Here is a 22,676-nt window from a genome sequence, read left to right on the forward strand (position 1 = left end):
GATTGTATCACAAAACCATTATTATTGCAACCATCTATTAGATGTATCTACTAGGGTTTTTAGCTATACTATCTATTAAGAGGTGAAAAACATGCAGGAATGGAATCATCCGACTAAGATTATAGAGTTAGACATTCAACAAATTGGTAAGATAAGCTTATTTTTGACCATTATCTTAAGCGTACTGCTGGTGTTTCTAAATAGCGTTGTGCATCAAGATTTCTCCTATAATGTCTCATGGTTTGGTTTACTGTTTTTCTTGGTTGGATACATAATATTAATTGTCTTACACGAAGCAACTCACTTAATAGGGTTCGGAGTGTTTGGCAAAGTTCCATGGCGTTCTCTTGACTACGGGTTTAATTTAAAACTCGGAGTGGCTTACGCTACAACAAATGAAGCCGTTCAAACCAAAGCAATGAGAAAAGTTCTGATTCTTCCTTTTTGGGCAACTGGCGTTTTACCCGCCGTCATTGCTATAGCTATTAATAGCCCGCTTCTAGCATTGCTAGCCGCTTGGTTAATAGCCGGGGCTGCTGGAGATTTCGCGATGATAAAAGAACTTCGCTCAGTTGATGATGATGCTTGGATAAAAGATGATCCAGAACTACCAAAACTATATGTTTATGAAGAGAAATAAAGCTACTACCCATCAAGTTGAGAGTAGCCTTTATTTATTTCTATAATCGTTTGTGAATCTAGGAATTCTTTCAAATAAAAAAGTGGATTAGTCAATGTATCGACTAATCCACTTGTGTTTTCTATACGTTAAAACGGAACAACATTACATCTCCGTCTTGAACGATATATTCTTTACCTTCTAATCGTACTTTACCAGCCTCTTTTGCTGCAGCCATTGAACCAGTTGCCACTAAGTCATCGTACGATACAGTCTCTGCACGAATAAAGCCACGCTCGAAATCTGTATGGATGACACCAGCACATTGAGGAGCCTTCATGCCTTTACGGAATGTCCAAGCACGTACTTCTTGGACACCTGCTGTAAAGTAAGTTGCAAATCCTAGTAATTTATATGATGCTTTTACTAATTGATCTAAGCCTGCTTCTTTAATGCCTAACTCTTCAATGAACATTGCTTTCTCTTCATCATCAAGTTCAGCCATTTCTTCTTCTATCTTCGCGCAGATCACAATCACTTGTGCATTGTCTATCTTAGCAAACTCACGTACTTTTTGAACGTATTCATTTTCATCAGCATTTGCAATTTCATCTTCTGCAACGTTTGCTACATATAGCATTGGTTTAGTTGTTAATAAATTTAGACCTTTAACTACGCGCAATTCTTCTTCTGTAAACTCAACAGATCGACCTGGTTTTTCTTGTTCAAATGCTTCAAGAAGTTTGACTAATACCGGTTCTTCGGCCATTGCTTCTTTGTCTTTTTGTTTCACCATTTTACCCACACGGAGTAAACGTTTTTCAACACTCTCTAAGTCAGCCAAAATTAATTCCAAATTAATTACTTCAATATCAGAGATTGGATCTACTTTTCCTGTAACATGCGTTACATTTTCATCAACAAAACAACGTACTACTTGGCAAATTGCGTCTACTTCACGAATATGTGCCAAAAACTTATTTCCAAGTCCTTCGCCTTTACTAGCACCCTTTACAATTCCAGCAATATCCGTAAACTCAAAAGCTGTAGGTACAGTTTTCTTTGGAACAACAAGTTCTGTTAATTTATTAAGACGCTCATCCGGAACTTCAACAATTCCTACGTTTGGATCAATCGTACAGAATGGGTAGTTTGCAGCCTCTGCTCCTGCTTTTGTAATTGCATTAAATAAAGTGGATTTACCCACGTTTGGTAACCCTACAATTCCTGCTGTTAATGCCATATCGTTTCCCAACCTTCCATAAATACTAGTTATTCTATATATTAACACTAGCTTTTCACTTTTCTTACTGTTCAATACCAAAAGTAAGACCGCTCTAAGTAAAAACAACTTCGCTTTCGATCTTGCTTGTCGTGCTCCGATTTTCGTACAACCTATTTATTATAGATTCTTGTTGCAGTGTTGTCTATTCTTCTGAAGTAAGTTCTGCTTTCTTCAACACTTTTTTCATTTTCTTTTCAAATTCTCTACGCGGGATCATCACACTATGCTGACATCCTTCACACTTAATCCGTACATCAGCACCCATTCGAATGATCTTCCACTCATTTGTCCCACAAGGATGTTGCTTTTTCATTTCAACCACATCACCAAGCTCAAAAGTTTGTCCGTTCATTAGATCTCCCCCTCAGCTTTGTGCTTCACAGGATCACCAGTACCCGAATCGACGGAGCCTGTTTGCTTCTGATACATGACCATTTTCGGATACGGAATTTCGATACCATTTTGGTCCATGAATAGTTTTAAATCTCTTCTAATGATTCGAGAAATAGCGAAATGTTGCATTGGTTTTGTTTCAGCCATAATTCGCAACACTACTTCCGATGCTGCTAAATTTTGAACGCCTAATAACTCCGGAATTTTTACTAACTGTTCATATTTATCTGGAAGTTCCGATAAAAATTGATTAATAAGTTCTTCTGCTTTAGGAATATCTACCTCATAAGCAACACTCACATCAACAATCGCAACGGAGTTATTGAGGGAGTAGTTAACGACTTCAATTATCGTTCCGTTTGGAAAAATGTGGATCTCTCCATTTAATCCTTGGAGCTTAGTCGTGCGTAAACCAATTTCTTGAACGACACCTTCAGATACTCCAATTCTCACATAATCGCCTACTGAAAATTGATCCTCAAAAATAATAAAGAATCCAGTTAGGACATCACGTACTAAGTTTTGAGCCCCAAAACCGATGGCTAAACCAAGGACTCCTGCCCCAGCTAATAATCCAGCCACTTCAATTCCTAATGTAGATAGTACAGCTAAAATCGCTGCGAAATATACAACATACGCTAGCACGTTTTCAAGTAATTTTAGCAATGTATTTTGCCTACGTTCTGAGTATCGTAAGGGTGCTTTCATACGTACTTCAAAACCTTTACGAATCAAAAGTTTGCATACTTTTACGACAATCCCTGAAACAAACATAATTGCGATTACTTTTAATATCACAATACCTGTTTTAATCCATAAACCTTCATCTAACAGGAGATCTTTAACATATTCCATCATTGATTCAATAGTCACTTAATCTACCACCTTTTTGAATAAATTCCGTTTCTAAAACGTATACTACGAAAAAAGAAAGTGAGATTATTACATGTTTGTACATTCGACTCGTTTACAATCAGAAGACTTTTCCTATCAGGATTTAGGCGTTACCTGGCGCTTGAGCTCCCTTTTTGTACAACTTATTCCGTTCGAAAAAACGCATCTCACTTTTTGTTGCATTGGAACGGATAGATCCACAGGGGACGCTTTAGGTCCGCTGATCGGCACTTGGCTTAGAGAACACCCTGAATTCCCTTATGAAGTTATCGGTACATTACAACAACCTCTACACGCTTTGAATTTACATCAAACTATAGAGTCACTTCAAGCGAGAACATTAAAACCTTATGTAGTTGCAATAGATGCTTGCTTAGGAAGAGTTGAGAAAATTGGTCATATTGTTATTGAAAAAGGTCCTCTTTTTCCAGGCAAAGCGGTTAAAAAAGAATTGCCACCTGTTGGTGATCTTTCAATTAAAGGCATTGTAAATGTTGGTGGTTTTCAAGAATATAGCGTTTTACAAAACACCCGACTACAATTGCCTTATGATATGGGGAAAGTTCTATCTCGCGCACTTTTACTAGCTTGGCAACGACACCAACTGAAATTGGTAAACAATCGTCACGACGATAGCTACAACCATAATGCCTGGCAATAAGTTAGCTACTCTTATTTTAGTCAAACCAATCATATTTAAACCAATGGCAACAATCATGATACCACCAGTTGCTGTCATTTCTTGAATAAATAATTCAAGTGCTTGATCAGGAATGAATCGACTAATTTGAGTAGCAAAAAGGGCAATTGTCCCTTGATACAAAACGACTGGAACTGCAGATAAAAGAACACCAATACCAAGCGTTGTCGCTAAAATAATTGATGTGAATCCATCGATTAAACCTTTTACAATTAATAAATCATGGTCATTACGTAACCCACTATCGAGTGATCCAATAACAGCCATGGACCCAATGACAAAAATTAATGTAGCAGATACGAACCCCTGTGCAATACTAATATTTTCACCTTTTTTATTCTTTCCAACTTTTGATTCTAACCAGTGACCGAATCTATTAAGTTTGCCATCTAAATCAATCCACTCACCAATCACTGCGCCAAACACTAAACTGATAATGACGATTAAAAAATAACCACTTTCAAATCCCATTTGAAGCCCAATTACAGTTACAGCAAGTCCAATAGCATACATCACTGTTTGCTTCATATTTTCAGGAATATTTTTTAACAATCTTCCTATGATTGTCCCAACAATTATGAGAAGCGCATTAATCAATGTCCCCAATAACACCATAAGTGATTCCTCATTTCATCCAAAATAGAATTTATCCCCTCAAAGAATAATCCTTTAAGGGGATAAATAATTTAATCTTCTAATAATTCTAAAATTCGTTCTAAATCCTCTTCAGAAAAAAACTCAATCTCTATTTTCCCTTTATTCTTTGATTTCTTAATGGATACAGTCGTTCCAAAGTATTCGCGTAGTTGAGATTCTTTTTCTTCTATAAAAATATCTTTATTCGGCAATTTAGATGTTTCACGTGAAACATCTAAATTCAATCGCTGAACGAGAGACTCAAGTTGACGAACATTTAAGTTCTCTTTTATTACTTTTTCAGAAATAGAAGGAATCAGTTTCTTACGCTTTAATCCAAGCAATGCACGACCGTGTCCCATTGAAATTTTATTTGAAGAAATCTGCTCTCTAACCTCTTCTGGTAAAGATAATAAACGAATATGATTGGAGATGTGAGGACGACTTTTCCCTAAACGAAACGCCAGTTGTTCTTGTGTGAAATTTAGTTTTTCTATAAGATTCTGATATGCATCCGCTTCTTCAATTGGTGTTAAATCTTCCCGTTGCAGGTTTTCTAGTATAGCAATTTCCATCATTTGTTGATCGGAAAATCCTCGAATAACAGCAGGTATTTCACTTAATCCTGCCAACTTAGAAGCTCTAAAACGACGTTCACCTACAACGATTTCATATAATTTCCCTTTTTTTCTTACTATGATTGGCTGAAGGACACCATGTTCTTTAATAGATTGAGATAGTTCTGCAAGAGCAGCTTCATCGAAAATTTTCCGAGGTTGAAAAGGGTTTACTTTAATTTCTTTTACAGAAATTTTTTCAACAGTTTCCATTTGATTAATTGATTCCCCAGGAAATAATGCGTTAATACCTTTCCCCAAACCTTTAGACATTTCGTATCACTTCCCTCGCCAAATCTAGATATACTTCTGCACCCCGAGATTTTGGATCGTAAATAATAATTGGTTCTCCATGACTTGGTGCCTCGCTTAATCTTACATTGCGAGGAATAATTGCTTTATACACTTTATCCTGGAAGTATTTTTTTACTTCTTGAATTACTTGAACACCTAAGTTTGTTCGAGCATCAAACATTGTTAATAACACTCCATCAATTTGAAGTTGGTTATTTAAGTGTTTTTGAACTAAACGAATTGTACTTAATAATTGGCTTAATCCTTCTAATGCATAATACTCACATTGAACAGGAATTATTATGGCATCAGAAGCAGTTAATGCATTAATTGTTAACAATCCAAGTGATGGAGGACAATCAATAATAATATAATCATATTCTTCTTTCACTTCTTGAAGGGCGCGTTTTAATCGAACTTCTCGTGAAATGGTTGTAACCAGTTCAATTTCAGCACCCGCTAAAGAAATAGTAGCAGGAACTAAATATAAATTTTCAACTTTAGTTTCTAAAATAACTTTTTTTATATCTATATCATCTATTAATACGTCATAAATACATTGGTGTACATCACCTTTATTTACGCCAGCACCACTTGTTGCATTACCTTGGGGATCTATATCCATAAGCAATACTTTCTTGCCTAAATACGCAAGGCATGCGCTTAAACTTACAGATGTTGTCGTTTTACCTACGCCGCCTTTTTGGTTGGCGATCGCAATGATTCTACCCAAGCTTGCACCTACTCTCATCTAATCAAATCTAGTTTAGAAGGAATGTTCGAACCTTCTTTTCACAATATGATTTAAAAACGGTTTATCTTCTCAAATATAACAACAATTAGTCGGTTTCGAGTAGAATTTTTCGCTTATCTTTTCATTCTAACAAAATTTTAAATAAAAAAGCATTATATTCTGATTACATAATAAAAAACTCTTGCCAATTTCACAGCAAGAGTTAAATATCATGATTTCTTTTTAGGAATTTTTAAAGTAATTTGATAGTAATCTTCTAATTCTTCTTCTTCAGTTTCCATCTTAATCCCCGTTTTTGCTACCATTGCAAATGACTGTCTAAGTGTATTTAGTGCAATTCTCACATCAAGACTAACCGTTTTTCTCTTTGGTTTTTCTTTTTTGGCTTCGGCTTCAGGTGGATTTAAAAATTCATCGACTTTCTTTTCAAGCTGCTTAACATTGTAATGTTGCGCTATAGTTTCATTAAATAGGGCGATTTGTTTTTCTTCATCTTTAATAGGCATCAACGCTCGGGCATGTCGTTCAGAGATTTCACGTTTTAAAATACCATTTTGAATTGTTTGTGGTAGTTTTAGAAGCCTTATTTTATTGGCAACGGTTGATTGTCCCTTCCCTAAACGTTGCGCTAATGCTTCTTGCGTAAGTTCATGTAGTTCTAATAATTTTTGATAAGCTAATGCCTCTTCAATTGCCGTTAACTCTTCACGTTGTAAATTTTCAATTAAAGCAACTGATGCTGTTTCTTTATCACTCAAATTACGAACAATAGCCGGAACTAGTTCCCATTCAAGTTTTGTCATTGCACGGAAACGACGTTCTCCAGCAATAATTTCATAAAGACCATCTTCAATTTTACGTACGACAATAGGTTGAATGACACCATGAGTATGAATTGTACGGGCTAATTCATCAAGTTTAGACTCATCAAAAACAGTCCGAGGTTGAAAACGATTCGGAACAATTGACTTTAAAGGAATTTGTAACACTTCTTCATATTGATCGGCTGTTTGCTTTGTAGCAGCTGTCTCTTTTTCGCTGCTTCCAAAAAAACGAGAAAAAGGACTTTTCATCCCCTAGGCACCACCTTTAAGAACTCACTACTTGTACTTATTCGATACAAATGTTTTCAAACCTTTATTCATGTTTCACGTGAAACACAATATTTACAATGGAGTTTTATTTGGAACACCAGGTTTTCTTGGATATTTTTTAGGGGTGCTTTTCACTTTATTAAAAACAAATAATGATCTTTCACTATTTTCAACAGGGAGTGTGAAAGAATATTCTTGAGTTTTTTCTGCACCCAAGATAGTTAACGCTTTTTGTGCATCGCTAAGTTCATCTTGTGCAGCTGCAGCTTTCATTGCTACAAAAAGACCACCTTTTTTTACTAATGGAATACATAGTTCCGATAGTACTGTTAGCCTTGCCACTGCGCGCGCTGTCACAATATCATATTGTTCCCGATAAATCGGGTTTTGCCCAAATTCTTCTGCTCTAGCATGAACAAACTGAACATTTGAAAGTCCCAATTGTTCACTTAAATGTGTCAGAAATTGAATTCTTTTATTTAGTGAATCTACAATTGTAACATGAAGTTCTGGGAAGCAAATTTTCAATGGAATACTTGGAAATCCTGCTCCTGCTCCTACATCACAAATTGATTGACCTTTTGAAAAATCAACATAAAAAGCAATGCTTATCGAATCATAAAAATGTTTTAAGTAAACAGATGGCTGATCCGTTATTGCTGTTAAGTTCATTTTTTCATTCCACTCAACAAGTAGTTCAAAATATTTATTAAATTGTTGAAGTTGTTGACTATTTAAATTGATTCCTTTTTCTTTAAGTGCTTCAACAAATTGTTCTTGGTTCATATTGGACCCCTTCCCTATGAAGAGTGCCTATATGCTCAAATTAGCTTATAACCACTTTTATAGTCATCCGGATATTTTCGCTATTCTACCTTGTTCAATATACACCAGTAAGATGGAAATGTCTGCAGGGTTTACACCAGAAATTCTGGATGCTTGCGCAATTGACAAAGGTCTAACTTCTTTCAATCTTTGCTTGGCTTCAGTCGCAATACCAGAAATAGCAGCGTAGTCAATTTGATCAGGAATTTTTTTATCTTCCATTTTCTTTAATTTTTCTACTTGTTGAAGTGCTTTTACAATGTAGCCTTCATATTTAATTTGTATCTCTATTTGTTCTTTCATCTCATCTGTTAATTCGATTGGTGAAGGTGACAACTTCGCAATATCATCATACGTCATTTCAGGACGTTTTAGTAAATCTTGTCCTTTAATGCCATCTTTTAGTTCAGTTCCTCCTTTTAAAAGAATGGTATTTTGCGTTTCTTCGTTTGGTTTTATGATAGTTTTACGTAATCGAGCGATTTCTTCCTCGATTAAATTCTTTTTCGCAATAAAACGCTCGTAACGCTCGTGTGAAATTAGTCCTGCATTAAAGCCGATTTCAGTAAGTCTCAAGTCGGCATTATCATGTCTTAGCAACAGACGATATTCTGCTCGTGATGTAAGCAAACGATATGGTTCATTCGTACCTTTTGTAACTAAGTCATCAATTAACACACCGATATATGCATCTGAACGGCTTAAAATAATTTCTTTTTTATTTAAAGCACGAGCAGCGGCATTCATACCCGCCATTAACCCTTGCCCAGCTGCTTCTTCATAACCAGATGTACCGTTAATTTGACCAGCTGTATATAAATTATGAATTTTTTTCGTTTCTAGTGTTGGCCATAATTGAGTTGGAACCATAGCATCATACTCAATCGCATATCCAGCTCGCATCATTTCTGCTTTCTCTAAGCCTGGAATACTTTCAAGCAATTTGCGTTGAACATGTTCAGGTAAGCTTGTTGAAAGTCCTTGAACATAGACTTCGCGTGTATTGCGTCCTTCTGGCTCTAAGAAAATTTGATGACGAGGTTTGTCATTAAAACGTACTACTTTGTCTTCAATAGATGGACAGTAACGTGGACCAGTTCCTTTAATCATTCCTGAATACATTGGTGATAAATGTAAGTTTTCATCAATCACTTGATGTGTACGTTCATTGGTATATGTTAACCAACATGGTAATTGATCCGTAATAAATTCAGATGTTTCATAACTAAAAGCTCGAGGAACGTCGTCTCCTGGTTGAATTTCTGTTTTGCTGTAATCAATTGTTTTACTATTTACGCGTGGAGGCGTTCCAGTTTTAAATCGAACTAAATCAAAACCTAAATCCCGAAGATTGTCTGCTAATTTTAATGAAGGTTGTTGGTTATTAGGACCACTTGAATATTTCAAGTTTCCAATAATAATTTCACCTCTTAAAAATGTTCCTGTCGTTACAATAACTGTAGATGCTCGGTAAATAGCACCAACTTGCGTAATAACGCCTTTAATTTCGTTGTCTTCAACAATTAAATGTTCAACCATTGCTTGATGAATAGACAAATTATCTTGTTCTTCCATTAAACGTTTCATTTCTGCTTGGTATAACACTTTATCAGCCTGCGCACGTAAGGCACGCACTGCGGGGCCTTTACCTGTATTTAACATTCTCATTTGAATGTGAGTTTTGTCGATTACTCTTCCCATAACGCCACCTAAAGCATCAATTTCACGGACAACAATTCCTTTGGCTGGACCTCCGATAGACGGGTTACACGGCATAAAGGCAATCATGTCTAAATTGATTGTTAGAACAAGTGTTTTCGCACCCATACCAGCCGCTGCTAAAGCTGCTTCAGCTCCGGCATGTCCTGCTCCGATAACAATCACATCGAACGAGCCTGCTTCAAAATTTTGCATGTTCGATCATTCCTTTCTTCTTAAAATATTGTCTATCTATAAGCGCATCAGAGTCGGATACATTCCATGGTGTCTCTTCTGCTTGGGGCCACAAGAAGTGAGTCATGAAGGTTTTGCCACAAGGACGGCGAACTTAGTCTACGTCGCTTCGCTTACTTACCTAAACAAAATTGGGAGAACAGTTGATCAAGTAAACTTTCTTCGACTGTATCCCCTGTTATTTCACCTAGTATTTCCCATGTTCTTGTTACATCAATTTGAATCATATCGATTGGTACAGCACCATGTGCTGCATCTATAGCATCTTCAATAGTTTGTTTTGCTTGGTGTAACAACGCAATGTGTCGAGCATTAGAAACATATGTCAAATCAGCACTTTCAAGTGAGCCTTCAAAAAATAATGAAGCAATTGCTTCTTCTAATTGGTCCACACCTTCTTCTTTTAATAAGGAGATGGTAATAATTTTTCGGTTACCTGCTAGTTCTTCAACACGTTGACTATCAATTTTCTTGGGTAAATCGGTTTTATTAATAACGACAATAAAATCCATCCCATCAATTGCTTCAAATAAACGTTCATCCTCAGATGTTAGCTCGTCCGAATGGTTTAGTACTAACAAGATCAAATCGGCTTGTTTAAGCACTTGTCTTGAGCGTTCTACACCAATTCGTTCAACGATGTCCTCTGTTTCACGAATACCTGCTGTGTCTACCAATTTTAGTGGAACACCTCGGACATTCACATATTCTTCAATAATATCTCGTGTCGTCCCAGCTACTTCGGTTACGATTGCTTTATTTTCTTGTACCAAACTATTTAAAAGTGATGACTTCCCTACATTTGGTCTACCTATAATAACTGTAGCTAAGCCTTCTCTTAATATTTTCCCCTGCGATGATGTTTGCAATAATCCTTCGATCTCATGTTTAACCCAAGTTGATTTCTCAATAATCATTGGTAGCGTCATTTCTTCTACATCATCGTATTCTGGATAATCTATGTTGACTTCAACTTGCGCTAATATTTCTAACAATGCTTGTCGCAAGCTGGCAATTAATCGTGATAATTTTCCGTCCATTTGACCTAGCGCTACATTCATCGCTCGATCTGTTTTTGCACGAATTAAATCCATAACAGCTTCTGCTTGAGATAAGTCAATTCGGCCATTTAAAAAAGCACGTTTAGTAAATTCCCCAGGCTCTGCTAGCCTAGCTCCGTGTCTCAGTACTAGTTGTAGTACATGATTGACACTCACGATACCTCCATGACAATTTATCTCAACGACGTCTTCTCTAGTAAAAGTTTTCGGACCTTTCATTAGAGACAGCATGACCTCTTCTACAACATCACCTGTTTTAGGTTCTATTAGATGTCCATAATGGATGGTGTGAGACAATTGTTCATTTATTTTTTTTTCTCCTGGCGAACGAAAAATTTGATCAGCTATTGAGACTGCTTGGGATCCACTTAAACGTACAATTGCAATTGCTCCTTCACCCATAGGTGTGGATATCGCAGCAATAGTATCGAATTCCATGATCGTCCACCTCCTATCTATTTTATCCACATGTGGATAACTAATTACAGTTATGATTCTCTAACGTATAACAATAGCATAAAATCACTAAAATCAAAAGTACTAGACGTCATTTATAACCATAAAAAAACAGACCTTTCGTCATATGACGTGAAGGTCCGCTTATCATTACTTTAAAGGTTCAATAACTAGATAACGATTTGGGTCTGTCCCTACTGATACCGTTTCAATATTTAAACGATGTGATAGGGCATTGTGTATAACTTTTCGTTCATAAGAAGGCATTGGTTCAAACTCAACTTTATTACCTGTTCGAATGGCTTTATCCGCCATACGATCTGCTAATTGTTCCAATGATTCTTGACGACGCTCGCGGTAGTTTTCTACATCGAGTTTAATCATTAAAAATTGGTTAGCATATTTATTCGCAACTAGTTGAGACAATTGCTGTAATGCATTTAATGTTTGACCGCGTTTTCCAATTAATAAAGCAGCTTTTTTACTTTCCAAACGAAGTGTTACGTATTTGCCGTCTTGCTCCGTAAGAATTAATAAATCGTCTATTTTCATTTCTTTCGCGATAAGTTGTATATACGTTTTTGTTTCATCTACAGCCATACCTTGGTTAGACTGGATGCTTTCTAAAACGATTTTTTCTTGAATGGGTGCTATTACTTCTACAAATGGTTCTTTCACAGGTTCAGCCAAGACGACTTCATCCACTTGAACAGTGGATTGTACATCATTTACCGAAACTTGCACTTCTGCAGGTTTCGAACCAAATCCTAAAAACCCTTTTTTACCTTCAGATAATACATTTATAGTGACTTGATCTCTAGTTGTCCCAAGCTTAGTTAATGCTGCAGATATCGCTTTTTCAGTTGTCGTACCCGTTTGCGTAATCTGATTCACTTTTTAGCCCCTCCAACTTTAGCAGGTTCAAGCACAGATTTTTTTTCCCATGGTTTATAAATGACCATATTTTGCATGAAAGAAATAATATTTCCGATTACCCAATAAAGTGTTAGCGCTGATGGTAAGAAAATACCGAATCCAACAATCATAAATGGCATGAAATACATCATCAATTTCATTTGAGGGTTATCCATTGCTGGTCCAGTACGTAGTACCAAGAACTGCATAATACCCGCTAAAACTGCAAGAATTATACTTGGTTCTGCAAGTGGGAACCATAACATACTACCTAAGTTAATTTCTGGCGTTGAATTCATCCGACTAATCGCATGATAAAAACCAATTAAGATTGGCATTTGAATCACTACAGGTAAACAACCAGCAGCTGGATTCACACCTTTATCTTTAAACATTGCCATCATTTCTTGTTGATACTTCTGTTGCGTAGCGCCATCTTTAGAACTATATTTCAACTTGAGTTTAGCAAGTTCGGGTTGAACTTCTTGCATTTTTTTTGCACTCTTAGTTTGCTTAATCATTAAAGGAAGAATTGCTAAGCGGATAATTATCGTCACTAGAACAATACCTAATCCGTAAGTGCCGAGTAAATCCTTAAACATTGTAATAAAGGCAACAAGAGGCCAAACAATAAATTCATTCCAAAATCCTTCACTGTCCTCATATATTGGCTGATTAAATTCTGTACATCCACTAAGTAATAGAGTGACAGAAATAAGCATGAGGATAATAAATAAGCGTTTGTTCACCCTTCTTCCCCCTAAATAAACATTCCATTACTTCTATATAAAGTCCTAAAACTTCATGGTTCTACCTTAATTAATCTTTTTAATTACTTTAGCGACTTTTAGCACATGCTGCAAACTTTTCTTAGATTCGTGAAAATCTAAGCTGGCCGCCTGATTTCTGGCGATAATGACATAATCCATATTTTGATTAATTTCATCCTTCAGTTCCAAGAAAGATTGTCTTATATAACGTTTAATTCGGTTTCGGACGACTGCATTTCCGACTTTTTTACTCACCGATAAGCCGATACGAAACTCCTGTTGTCCCTCTTTTGGTAAAAGGTATACGACAAACTGGCGATTCGCAAAGGATTTACCGCGTTTAAATATTTTTTGAAACTCTCCATTTTTCTTTACACGTTGACGTTTATTCACGGTTCACCTACTCTACCTTCACGCATTCTTTAAAGACAGATTATACATCTTACTAAGCTTTTGCCTTCGTCGATGTTAAATGTTGTTTTCGTACAACGATTTTTTCTTAATGAAATGACTCACTTCATATAAGTAAAGAAAAAAAGACCACTGATGCGATCAGTGGACTTAAGCTGATAATACTTTTCTTCCTTTACGACGACGTGCTGCTAATACGCGACGGCCGTTCTTAGAACTCATACGAGCACGGAATCCGTGAACTTTACTGTGTTTACGTTTATTTGGTTGGTATGTGCGTTTCATCTATGTGACACCTCCTGAAAAATTGAAAGTCGTTTTATGTTAGACAGTCATGGATATTATATATAGTTTGACCCCTAAATGTCAAGAGCATTTCAAAATATGATGTTGTTCAAGTGGTTTCTCTTTGGTTTGTAGTTGTCCACATATATGATATTTTTACACATAGCCTTGTGGATAACCATTTTCGAGTATTTTTTCTATCCACAACCCTTATCTACAGGTTTTTCACAAATTAACTGGTTGTGGACAACTTGGATGTGCATGAATATTCATTTTGTGGATAACCATCATGACCTCTTGTAATTTCTCATTATTTTTGATACGATGTTTGTGTTTTACTCTTCAAAACCGAAAATGAGGATCTATTGTTATCCACAACTGTTGATAATATGTGGATAGCTTATCCCAAGGGTCTTATTAACCTTTATCCACAACTTGTGGTTTTGTGCATGACTATACATATGATGTGTAAGATAGTCGATAAAATTTTTTTGAAACGGAGGTACTTTTTTGGAACATTTAGAAGAACTATGGTCAAGAGTTCTTGCTCAAGTGGAGCGAAAAATCTCTAAACCTAGCTTTGAAACGTGGCTCAAATCCACAAAAATGCTGACGTATAAAGGAGATGCTGTGACAATTGCTGCTCCAAACTCATTTGCACGGGATTGGCTTGATACGCATTATGTCCATTTAATCGCTGGTATATTAACGGAATTAACTGGGGAAGGCTTATCCATTAAATTTGTTGTACCAAAAGAACAAAATATGGAGGATTTCACACTACCTAAACCAGCTCTTCGAATAAAAGATGATGAACAACCAGAGTTTTCTCCTGGCATGTTAAATTCAAAATATACATTTGACACATTTGTTATTGGCTCGGGCAACCGTTTTGCTCACGCAGCTTCACTTGCTGTAGCTGAAGCACCGGCAAAAGCCTATAATCCTCTGTTTATCTATGGGGGCGTAGGTTTAGGTAAAACCCATTTAATGCATGCAATTGGTCATTACGTTAAAGAACATAACCCAAATGCTAAAGTAGTTTATTTATCTTCTGAAAAATTTACGAATGAATTTATTAATTCAATTCGAGATAATAAAACGGTTAATTTCCGCAACAAATACCGTAGTGTAGATGTACTACTAATAGATGATATTCAGTTTTTAGCTGGTAAAGAACAGACACAAGAAGAATTTTTCCATACATTTAATACATTGCATGAGGAATCTAAACAAATTGTTATCTCCAGTGACAGACCACCAAAAGAAATTCCTACTTTAGAAGATCGTTTACGTTCTCGTTTTGAATGGGGCTTAATAACAGACATTACTCCTCCAGACTTAGAGACTCGTATTGCGATATTACAAAAAAAAGCTAAAGCAGATGGCTTGGACATTCCAAATGAAGTCATGATGTACATCGCCAATCAAATAGATTCAAATATACGTGAGCTAGAAGGAGCTTTAATCCGCGTCGTTGCTTATTCTTCTCTAGTTAATAAAGATATGAATTCGGATCTGGCTGCTGAAGCTTTGAAAGATATTATGCCGAATGCAAAGCCTCGCAAGATTACAATTTTGGATATTCAAAAAACAGTAGGCGAGCATTACCAAATGCGATTAGAAGATTTTAAAGCGAAAAAACGCACTAAATCAATTGCATTTCCAAGACAAATCGCTATGTATTTATCACGTGAGTTAACTAATTTCTCATTACCTAAGATTGGTGAGGAATTTGGAGGACGGGATCACACGACAGTTATTCATGCACACGAAAAAATTTCAACTCTATTAAAAGAGGATCAAGCACTTCAACAAGACCTAAAACAAATTAAGAGTCTATTAGGTAAGTCTTAGGGCTGTGGATAACTACAAATTTCGCAACCTAGTTTTTACACAGGTTATCAACATGTGGATAGATTGATATAATTAAATAAATTGGACTTATCAACAAATCCACAGGCCCTATTACTACTTCTATTAATCTTTTAAACATTAATAAATATATAAGCGAGGTATAAGAGATGAAGTTTGAAATCATGCGAGATCGGTTATTAGATGGATTAAATGATGTAATGAAAGCAGTTAGTTCAAAAACGACAATTCCTATATTGACAGGAATTAAATTAGAAATTACAGAAGAAGGATTACATTTAACAGGTAGTGATTCTGATATAACGATTCAATCATTTATTAAAGCAGAAGAAAATGGAGAACAAATTATTCGAGTGATCGAAGAAGGTTCAATTGTCGTGCAAGCTCGCATGTTTAATGAAATTGTACGTAAGTTACCAACGAATGATGTCGAAATTGAAGTGAATGACAATTATCAAACACATATTCGTTCTGGTAAGTCTGGTTTTCATTTAATTGGATTAGATGCATCTGAATATCCATTACTTCCTGAGATTCAAGATGATCGTCAGTTTGTTATTCCTGCTGATTTATTAAAATCCATTGTTCGCGAAACAGTATTTGCTGTATCAACTTCTGAAAGTCGTCCAGTATTAACAGGTGTTCACTGGAAAGTAAGTGATGGGGAGTTAATTTGTGTAGCAACAGATAGTCATCGTTTAGCTCGCCGTAAAACAGTATTAGAACAACTTCCTGAAGGAGAATACAGTGTTGTTATTCCTGGGAAAAGCTTAAATGAATTGAGTAAAATTATTGGTGATTCGTCAGAGCCTGTTCATATTGTTATGACGCAGCAACAAGTTTTATTCAAAACAGGGAATGTATTATTTTATTCGCGTTTGTTAGAAGGCAACTATCCAGATACATCCCGCCTCATTCCAAATGAATACAAGACAACGGTAACTTTAAACGGTAAAGCACTTTTACAAGCGATTGATCGTGCATCATTGCTTGCTCGTGAAGAACGTAATAATATCGTTCGCTTTACTTCACTTGAAGGAAATGTGGTAGAAATTTCATCTAGCTCACCTGAAGTTGGGAAAGTAGAAGAAGAAATTCAAGCGACATCGATTGAAGGAGAAGAGTTGAAAATTTCGTTTAGTGCGAAATATATGATGGATGCATTAAAAGCTGTGGATGAACAAGATGTGATGGTTCAATTTACAGGTGCAATGCGCCCATTCATAATAAAATCGGCTCATGACGATTCAATTTTGCAATTAATTTTGCCAGTTCGTACGTATTAATAATTAAATATTTGAAGGGTAGCCCACTATTGGGCTACCCTTTTTACTTCTTAGGGAAAATGAAGTAAAATATAGGGATAGACTAAAAAAAGAAGGATGTAATTAACTTGAAAAATATTCAAATTAACACCGAATATGTGACACTTGGTCAATTGCTTAAAATGACAGATGCTATCAGCTCAGGTGGAATGGCGAAATGGTTTTTATCTGAAAATGAAATAATTATTAATGGAGAAGTCGATCAACGACGTGGACGCAAACTTCGAAACGGAGATGTTATAAACATACCTAGATGTGGTCAATTCCGTATTGTGGAACAAACGAGCGGACAATAAGATGTACATTGAACGGCTTGAATTAACGCACTACCGTAACTATGAATCGTTAGCGTTAACATTTTCAAAAACGATTAATGTACTAATTGGTGAAAATGCACAAGGAAAAACGAACATCATGGAATCGATTTATGTGCTTTCTATGGCAAAATCTCACCGCACGTCTAATGATAAAGAATTAATACGTTGGACTGAAGATTATGGTAAAATAAAAGGTGATGTTCATAAAAAGTATGGTCGCTTACCGCTTGAATTAATTTTGTCCAAAAAAGGCAAAAAAGCAAAAGTGAATCATTTAGAACAAAACCGCTTAAGCGATTATATAGGCCAATTAAATGTGGTGATGTTTGCACCAGAAGATTTAAACCTAGTAAAAGGCAGTCCTCAAATAAGAAGACGTTTTTTAGATATGGAAATCGGGCAAATATCCCCTGTTTATTTACATGATTTACTTACTTTTCAAAAGTTATTAAAACAACGTAACCATTTATTAAAAATGCATCAAGGGAAATCACATCTAAATGATGTGATGTTTGATGTGTATACAGATCAATATATACAAGCAGCTGTAAGTGTTATTCGTAAAAGATTTCAATTTATGGAACTTCTTCAAAAATGGGCGGAACCTATTCATTTCGGTATATCCCGTGGTCTTGAGAAATTAGAAATTCGTTATAATCCTGTTAGTGGTCTTGATCAAGATAAAACGTTTGACCAAATGGCTGATTATTTACGACAAAAACTGCAATCTGGTAAAACTCAGGAGTTAGCTAGAGGCTTGACTTTAACTGGTCCTCATCGAGATGATGTGCAGTTTTTTGTCAATGGCTATGATGTACAAACTTATGGTTCCCAGGGACAACAACGAACAACCGCACTGTCACTTAAACTTGCAGAGATAGAATTAATCAAGCAAGAAGTAGGGGAATCTCCAGTGTTGTTGTTAGATGATGTTTTATCAGAACTTGATGATTATAGGCAATCTCATTTATTAAATACCATCCAAGGCGAAGTTCAAACATTTGTTACCACAACAAGTGTCGATGGTATTAATCATGAAACGATTACACAAGCAGAAATATTTAATGTTAAGCAAGGACATGTTGATGAGGGAGTGTGAGTGTTTTGTATGTGGTTATCGGCAAGTTAGTTGTCGTCAAGTACAGCGAAATCCTCACGATATTAGATTTTCGTGAGATAAAGGATGAAAAAGAACGTGACGAGTGGCTCCAAAAATCACAAACACAATCTTTGGTAGAAAAGCCACGTGTAAAGTCACTAGTTGTCACTCCTTTACTAACGTATGCATCCCCACTTAGTCCGCAGAACATCGTGAAGAAAATTAATCTGATCTCAGGGTCAATCCCTTTTAAATAATCGCGAGAATACAGTAGGAAAGAACAGGTGAGCTTAATGGCGATGAATGAAAAAGAACTGAAATCTTATGATGCTGATCAAATACAAGTGTTAGAAGGTCTAGAAGCTGTGCGGAAACGTCCTGGTATGTATATCGGCGCTACAAGTTCTAAAGGACTTCACCATCTTGTTTGGGAAATTGTAGATAATGCTATTGATGAAGCTTTAGCAGGATATTGTGATGAAATTTCAGTCACAATAGAAAAAGATAATTGGATTAAAGTGGATGATAATGGTCGAGGGATTCCTGTTGATATAGAAAAGAAAATGGGACGCCCAGCAGTCGAAGTTATTATGACTGTCCTTCATGCAGGTGGAAAATTTGGTGGTGGAGGATACAAAGTATCAGGCGGTCTTCATGGTGTTGGTTCTTCCGTTGTTAACGCTCTTTCCGAAGTAACAGAAGTATATGTTCATCGTGATCAAAAACTTCATTACATCAAATTTGGACGTGGAGCCGTAACAAAAGAATTAACTGTTGTTGGTGAAACGGACAAAACCGGTTCAACTGTTCGTTTTAAAGCTGATCCACAAATTTTTACTGAAACCACTGTTTATGAATATGATATTTTAGCTAACCGTTTACGTGAGTTAGCTTACTTAAACCGAGGATTACGTATTATTATTACTGATGAACGAGAAGAAGAATTACGTACAAACACATACTACTTTGTAGGTGGTATTAAGTCGTATGTTGAGCACTTGAACAAATCAAAAGACCCTATTCATGAGCCGATTTTTGTCGAAGGAGAAAAAGACGGAGTGTCGATTGAGATCGCTATGCAGTATAACAGTGGATATTCGACAAGTATTTTCTCATTTGCTAATAACATAAATACGTATGAAGGTGGAACGCACGAATCTGGCTTTAAAACGGCATTAACACGTGAAATTAATGATTATGGACGTAAAAATAATATGTTAAAAGATGCAGATACCAATTTATCAGGTGATGATGTGCGAGAAGGATTGACAGCAATTGTGTCAATTAAACATCCAGATCCACAATTTGAAGGGCAAACGAAAACTAAATTAGGAAACTCGGAAGTTAGTGCCATTACAAATTCTTTGTTTTCTGAGGGCTTCGAGCGTTTTATGCTCGAGAATCCAACCATTGCTCGTAAAGTAATTGAAAAAGGCTTGATGGCTGCGAGAGCTCGTGTTGCTGCGAAAAAAGCGCGTGAGTTCACACGTCGTAAATCAGCTTTAGAAATATCAAGTTTACCTGGTAAATTAGCAGACTGTTCATCACGAGTTCCAGCAGATAGTGAATTGTATATTGTTGAGGGTGACTCAGCAGGTGGTTCTGCAAAATCTGGTCGTGACCGTCACTTCCAAGCAATTCTTCCACTACGTGGGAAAATTTTAAATGTCGAAAAAGCGCGACTTGATCGTATTTTAGGAAATACAGAAATTCGTGCCATGATTACTGCCTTAGGTACAGGGATAGGTGAAGAATTTACACTTGAAAAAGCCCGTTACCATAAAGTCGTTATTATGACCGATGCCGATGTTGATGGCGCACATATTCGTACGTTACTTTTAACTTTCTTTTTCCGTTTTATGCGTCCATTAATTGAGGCAGGTTACGTATATATTGCACAACCTCCTTTATTCCAAATCAAACAAGGTAAAATGGTCGAATATTGTTATTCAGATAAACAACTTCAAGAAATTTTAGAAAGACTTCCTAAACAACCGAAACCAGGAATTCAGCGTTACAAAGGTCTAGGAGAAATGGATGCAGTTCAATTGTGGGATACGACAATGGATCCTTCAGTTCGAACATTGCTACAAGTAAATTTAGAAGATGCAATTGATGCAGATCAAACGTTTGATCAGTTAATGGGAGATGAAGTAGAACCCCGTCGTAAATTTATTGAAGAGAATGCAATTTACGTGAAAAACCTAGATATATAATGTGCCAATTGAAGGGAGGTTGCTTGCATGTCGGAACTAGAGCATAAGGGCGTCAAAGGTATTAATATTAGCACTGAAATTAAAACATCATTTCTTGACTATGCAATGAGTGTCATTGTTTCACGAGCACTTCCAGACGTACGTGATGGGTTGAAACCTGTTCACCGTCGTATTTTATATGCGATGCAAGGTATGGGAAATACATCTGACAAACCACATAAGAAATCAGCACGTATTGTTGGAGATGCAATGGGTAAGTACCATCCACATGGTGATAGTTCCATTTACGACACGATGGTACGTATGGCTCAACACTGGAGTTATCGTTACATGTTAGTTGATGGACACGGAAACTTTGGTTCGGTAGATGGTGATGCAGCAGCAGCCATGCGTTATACAGAATCGCGTATGTCAAAAATCGCTATGGAACTACTACGAGACATTAATAAAGATACAATTGATTTCAAGGAAAATTATGATGGACAAGAACAAGAACCTGTTGTTCTACCAAGCCGTTACCCTAACTTATTAGTCAACGGTACTTCAGGGATTGCTGTTGGAATGGCAACAAATATTCCTCCACATCATTTAGGTGAAACAATAGAAGCAGTATTAGCACTTGCGGATAATGAAGCTATTACTACCGAAGAACTAATGGAAATCATACCAGGTCCTGATTTCCCAACTGGTGGTATTATTTTAGGTCGCAGTGGTATTCGTCGTGCTTATGAAACTGGTAGAGGTTCAGTCATCATTCGAGGGAAAGTTGAAATTGAACAAAAGTCGAATGGTAAAGAAGTCATTTTAATTCATGAACTACCTTACCAAGTGAATAAAGCTCGTCTTATCGAAAAAATCGCTGAACTAGTGCGTGATAAGAAGATTGATGGTATTACTGATCTTCGGGATGAGTCTGACCGTAATGGGATGCGCGTTGTTATTGAAGTTCGTAAAGATACAAACTCAAACGTTTTATTAAATAACTTATATAAACAGACTGCACTTCAATCAAGCTTTGGCGTTAATATGTTGGCTCTTGTTGATGGTCAACCAAAAATTCTTGGCTTGAAAGAGATTTTATATCACTATTTAGAACATCAAAAAGTGGTCATCAAACGTCGTACTCAGTTTGAATTAACTAAAGCAGAACACCGTGCTCACATTTTGGAAGGTCTTCGTATTGCACTCGATCATATTGATCAAATCATTGCGTTGATCCGTAGTTCACAAACAGGTGAAGAAGCCAAAAATGGTTTGATTGATCAATTCAATTTATCGGAGCGACAAGCTCAAGCAATTCTCGACATGAGACTTCAACGTTTAACTGGTTTAGAACGTGACAAAATTGAATCTGAGTATCAAGAATTACAAAAATTAATTGCACACTTGAAAGAAATTCTTGCAGATAATTATAAAGTCATTCAAATTATTCGTGAAGAGTTAAATGAGATTAAAGAACGCTTTAATGACACTCGTCGAACTGAAATCACCGCTGGTGGTGCAGAAATGCTAGAAGACGAAGACTTAATTCCTCGCGAAAATTCAGTACTGACGTTAACTCATAATGGATATATTAAACGTTTGCCAGTTAATACATACCGAAGCCAAAAGCGTGGTGGACGTGGTGTGCAAGGAATGGGTACAAATGAAAACGACTTCGTAGAGCATCTACTCTATACGTCGACGCATGATACAATATTATTCTTTACGAATACAGGAAAAGTATATCGTGCAAAAGGCTATGAAATTCCAGAGTATGGTCGTGCTGCTAAAGGTTTACCAATTGTTAACTTGCTTGGAGTAAATAAAGAAGAAAAAGTAACGGCGATGATTCAAATGGCATCATTTGAAGCAGATGCATACTTTATCTTCACTACGCTTA

Annotated in this window: 23 protein-coding genes (1 of these 23 only partly in view); 9 read left to right on the forward strand and 14 right to left on the reverse strand. The window is 36.3% G+C overall.

The window, feature by feature from the left end; all coding sequences use genetic code 11:
• Positions 1–91: 91 nt before the first annotated feature.
• Positions 92–640: a DUF3267 domain-containing protein gene (locus tag E2636_RS17965; protein ID WP_134211645.1), complete on the forward strand. Its 549-nt coding sequence runs from the start codon at positions 92–94 to the stop codon at positions 638–640.
• A 121-nt stretch (positions 641–761) separates the two neighbouring features.
• Here E2636_RS17965 and ychF read toward each other — a convergent pair whose 3' ends face one another.
• The 3 genes from ychF to E2636_RS17980 all read right to left on the reverse strand — a co-directional run bounded on the left by ychF (position 762) and on the right by E2636_RS17980 (position 3,170).
• Positions 762–1,862 (reverse strand): redox-regulated ATPase YchF, encoded by a 1,101-nt coding sequence (ychF, locus tag E2636_RS17970; protein WP_017378772.1) that lies wholly within the window; start codon positions 1,860–1,862, stop codon positions 762–764.
• 184 nt (positions 1,863–2,046) lie between these two features.
• Positions 2,047–2,256: a DUF951 domain-containing protein gene (locus E2636_RS17975; RefSeq protein WP_017378771.1), complete on the reverse strand. Its 210-nt coding sequence runs from the start codon at positions 2,254–2,256 to the stop codon at positions 2,047–2,049.
• Positions 2,256–3,170, reverse strand: coding sequence for a mechanosensitive ion channel family protein (locus E2636_RS17980; RefSeq protein WP_134211646.1), 915 nt, complete (start codon positions 3,168–3,170; stop codon positions 2,256–2,258). The genes E2636_RS17975 and E2636_RS17980 overlap by 1 nt, the downstream gene beginning before the upstream one ends.
• A 73-nt stretch (positions 3,171–3,243) precedes the next feature.
• Between E2636_RS17980 and yyaC the strand changes: the two genes are divergently transcribed.
• Positions 3,244–3,852, forward strand: a complete 609-nt coding sequence (gene yyaC / locus E2636_RS17985) for a spore protease YyaC (RefSeq protein WP_134211647.1) — start codon at positions 3,244–3,246, stop codon at positions 3,850–3,852.
• Here the strand turns inward: yyaC and E2636_RS17990 are convergent.
• From E2636_RS17990 to rpmH, 11 genes are all read right to left on the reverse strand, one after another.
• Positions 3,775–4,506 (reverse strand): DUF554 domain-containing protein, encoded by a 732-nt coding sequence (locus E2636_RS17990; protein ID WP_134211648.1) that lies wholly within the window; start codon positions 4,504–4,506, stop codon positions 3,775–3,777. The two genes, yyaC and E2636_RS17990, sit on opposite strands and share 78 nt — an antisense overlap.
• Before the next feature lie 71 nt (positions 4,507–4,577).
• Complete coding sequence (locus E2636_RS17995) at positions 4,578–5,417, reverse strand: ParB/RepB/Spo0J family partition protein (RefSeq protein WP_134211649.1); 840 nt, start codon at positions 5,415–5,417, stop codon at positions 4,578–4,580.
• Entirely contained in the window at positions 5,410–6,171 is a 762-nt protein-coding gene (locus tag E2636_RS18000) for a ParA family protein (RefSeq protein ID WP_017378767.1), read from the reverse strand. Before E2636_RS18000 ends, E2636_RS17995 begins: the two co-directional genes overlap by 8 nt.
• 230 nt (positions 6,172–6,401) lie before the next feature.
• Positions 6,402–7,265, reverse strand: coding sequence for a nucleoid occlusion protein (noc, locus tag E2636_RS18005; protein WP_134211650.1), 864 nt, complete (start codon positions 7,263–7,265; stop codon positions 6,402–6,404).
• Positions 7,266–7,358: 93 nt separating this feature from the next.
• Positions 7,359–8,072, reverse strand: a complete 714-nt coding sequence (gene rsmG / locus E2636_RS18010) for a 16S rRNA (guanine(527)-N(7))-methyltransferase RsmG (protein ID WP_134211651.1) — start codon at positions 8,070–8,072, stop codon at positions 7,359–7,361.
• 63 nt (positions 8,073–8,135) lie between these two features.
• Positions 8,136–10,025, reverse strand: coding sequence for a tRNA uridine-5-carboxymethylaminomethyl(34) synthesis enzyme MnmG (mnmG, locus tag E2636_RS18015; RefSeq protein WP_134211652.1), 1,890 nt, complete (start codon positions 10,023–10,025; stop codon positions 8,136–8,138).
• 152 nt (positions 10,026–10,177) lie between these two features.
• Entirely contained in the window at positions 10,178–11,563 is a 1,386-nt protein-coding gene (mnmE, locus tag E2636_RS18020) for a tRNA uridine-5-carboxymethylaminomethyl(34) synthesis GTPase MnmE (protein ID WP_134211653.1), read from the reverse strand.
• 168 nt (positions 11,564–11,731) lie between these two features.
• A complete protein-coding gene (gene jag, locus E2636_RS18025) occupies positions 11,732–12,475 on the reverse strand; it encodes an RNA-binding cell elongation regulator Jag/EloR (protein WP_134211654.1) in 744 nt (247 codons plus the stop codon).
• A complete protein-coding gene (gene yidC, locus E2636_RS18030; protein ID WP_407670299.1) occupies positions 12,472–13,218 on the reverse strand; it encodes a membrane protein insertase YidC in 747 nt (248 codons plus the stop codon). Before yidC ends, jag begins: the two co-directional genes overlap by 4 nt.
• A 93-nt stretch (positions 13,219–13,311) precedes the next feature.
• A complete protein-coding gene (gene rnpA / locus E2636_RS18035) occupies positions 13,312–13,659 on the reverse strand; it encodes a ribonuclease P protein component (protein WP_017378760.1) in 348 nt (115 codons plus the stop codon).
• 168 nt (positions 13,660–13,827) lie between these two features.
• Positions 13,828–13,962, reverse strand: a complete 135-nt coding sequence (gene rpmH, locus E2636_RS18040) for a 50S ribosomal protein L34 (RefSeq protein ID WP_081416043.1) — start codon at positions 13,960–13,962, stop codon at positions 13,828–13,830.
• A gap of 510 nt (positions 13,963–14,472) precedes the next feature.
• On the opposite strand from rpmH, the gene dnaA reads away from it, so the two are divergent.
• The 7 genes from dnaA to gyrA form a co-directional block, all read left to right on the forward strand.
• Positions 14,473–15,819 (forward strand): chromosomal replication initiator protein DnaA, encoded by a 1,347-nt coding sequence (gene dnaA, locus E2636_RS18045; RefSeq protein WP_134211655.1) that lies wholly within the window; start codon positions 14,473–14,475, stop codon positions 15,817–15,819.
• Positions 15,820–15,986: 167 nt separating this feature from the next.
• The gene (gene dnaN / locus E2636_RS18050; RefSeq protein WP_017378757.1) at positions 15,987–17,123 is read left to right on the forward strand and encodes a DNA polymerase III subunit beta; all 1,137 of its coding nucleotides are present in this window, start codon (positions 15,987–15,989) and stop codon (positions 17,121–17,123) included.
• Between the two features lie 107 nt (positions 17,124–17,230).
• Positions 17,231–17,458, forward strand: coding sequence for a S4 domain-containing protein YaaA (gene yaaA / locus E2636_RS18055; protein WP_134211656.1), 228 nt, complete (start codon positions 17,231–17,233; stop codon positions 17,456–17,458).
• 1 nt (position 17,459) lies between these two features.
• Complete coding sequence (recF, locus tag E2636_RS18060; RefSeq protein WP_134211657.1) at positions 17,460–18,578, forward strand: DNA replication/repair protein RecF; 1,119 nt, start codon at positions 17,460–17,462, stop codon at positions 18,576–18,578.
• Positions 18,579–18,589: 11 nt separating this feature from the next.
• The gene (locus tag E2636_RS18065; RefSeq protein ID WP_243840792.1) at positions 18,590–18,835 is read left to right on the forward strand and encodes a hypothetical protein; all 246 of its coding nucleotides are present in this window, start codon (positions 18,590–18,592) and stop codon (positions 18,833–18,835) included.
• A gap of 36 nt (positions 18,836–18,871) precedes the next feature.
• Positions 18,872–20,794: a DNA topoisomerase (ATP-hydrolyzing) subunit B gene (gyrB, locus tag E2636_RS18070; RefSeq protein ID WP_134211659.1), complete on the forward strand. Its 1,923-nt coding sequence runs from the start codon at positions 18,872–18,874 to the stop codon at positions 20,792–20,794.
• A 27-nt stretch (positions 20,795–20,821) separates the two neighbouring features.
• Positions 20,822–22,676: the 5' portion of a DNA gyrase subunit A gene (gene gyrA / locus E2636_RS18075; protein WP_134211660.1), read on the forward strand. It continues 695 nt past the right edge of the window; only the first 1,855 of its 2,550 coding nucleotides appear in the window; its start codon is at positions 20,822–20,824; its stop codon lies beyond the right edge, outside the window.

The sequence above is a fragment of the Paenisporosarcina antarctica genome (genome assembly GCF_004367585.1).
GTDB classification, from domain to species: domain Bacteria; phylum Bacillota; class Bacilli; order Bacillales_A; family Planococcaceae; genus Paenisporosarcina; species Paenisporosarcina antarctica.

Excerpts from the sequence above, each read along its gene's own strand:
- dnaN (WP_017378757.1), top strand. The coding sequence starts at position 15,987 with ATGAAGTTTGAAATCATGCGAGATCGGTTATTAGATGGATTAAATGAT.
- yidC (WP_407670299.1), bottom strand. The coding sequence starts at position 13,218 with ATGCTTATTTCTGTCACTCTATTACTTAGTGGATGTACAGAATTTAAT.
- recF (WP_134211657.1), top strand. The coding sequence starts at position 17,460 with ATGTACATTGAACGGCTTGAATTAACGCACTACCGTAACTATGAATCG.
- yyaC (WP_134211647.1), top strand. The coding sequence starts at position 3,244 with ATGTTTGTACATTCGACTCGTTTACAATCAGAAGACTTTTCCTATCAG.
- E2636_RS17975 (WP_017378771.1), bottom strand. The coding sequence starts at position 2,256 with ATGAACGGACAAACTTTTGAGCTTGGTGATGTGGTTGAAATGAAAAAG.
- noc (WP_134211650.1), bottom strand. The coding sequence starts at position 7,265 with ATGAAAAGTCCTTTTTCTCGTTTTTTTGGAAGCAGCGAAAAAGAGACA.
- E2636_RS17995 (WP_134211649.1), bottom strand. The coding sequence starts at position 5,417 with ATGTCTAAAGGTTTGGGGAAAGGTATTAACGCATTATTTCCTGGGGAA.
- rsmG (WP_134211651.1), bottom strand. The coding sequence starts at position 8,072 with ATGAACCAAGAACAATTTGTTGAAGCACTTAAAGAAAAAGGAATCAAT.
- gyrB (WP_134211659.1), top strand. The coding sequence starts at position 18,872 with ATGGCGATGAATGAAAAAGAACTGAAATCTTATGATGCTGATCAAATA.
- mnmE (WP_134211653.1), bottom strand. The coding sequence starts at position 11,563 with ATGGAATTCGATACTATTGCTGCGATATCCACACCTATGGGTGAAGGA.
- mnmG (WP_134211652.1), bottom strand. The coding sequence starts at position 10,025 with ATGCAAAATTTTGAAGCAGGCTCGTTCGATGTGATTGTTATCGGAGCA.
- E2636_RS17965 (WP_134211645.1), top strand. The coding sequence starts at position 92 with ATGCAGGAATGGAATCATCCGACTAAGATTATAGAGTTAGACATTCAA.
- E2636_RS17990 (WP_134211648.1), bottom strand. The coding sequence starts at position 4,506 with ATGGTGTTATTGGGGACATTGATTAATGCGCTTCTCATAATTGTTGGG.
- rpmH (WP_081416043.1), bottom strand. The coding sequence starts at position 13,962 with ATGAAACGCACATACCAACCAAATAAACGTAAACACAGTAAAGTTCAC.
- ychF (WP_017378772.1), bottom strand. The coding sequence starts at position 1,862 with ATGGCATTAACAGCAGGAATTGTAGGGTTACCAAACGTGGGTAAATCC.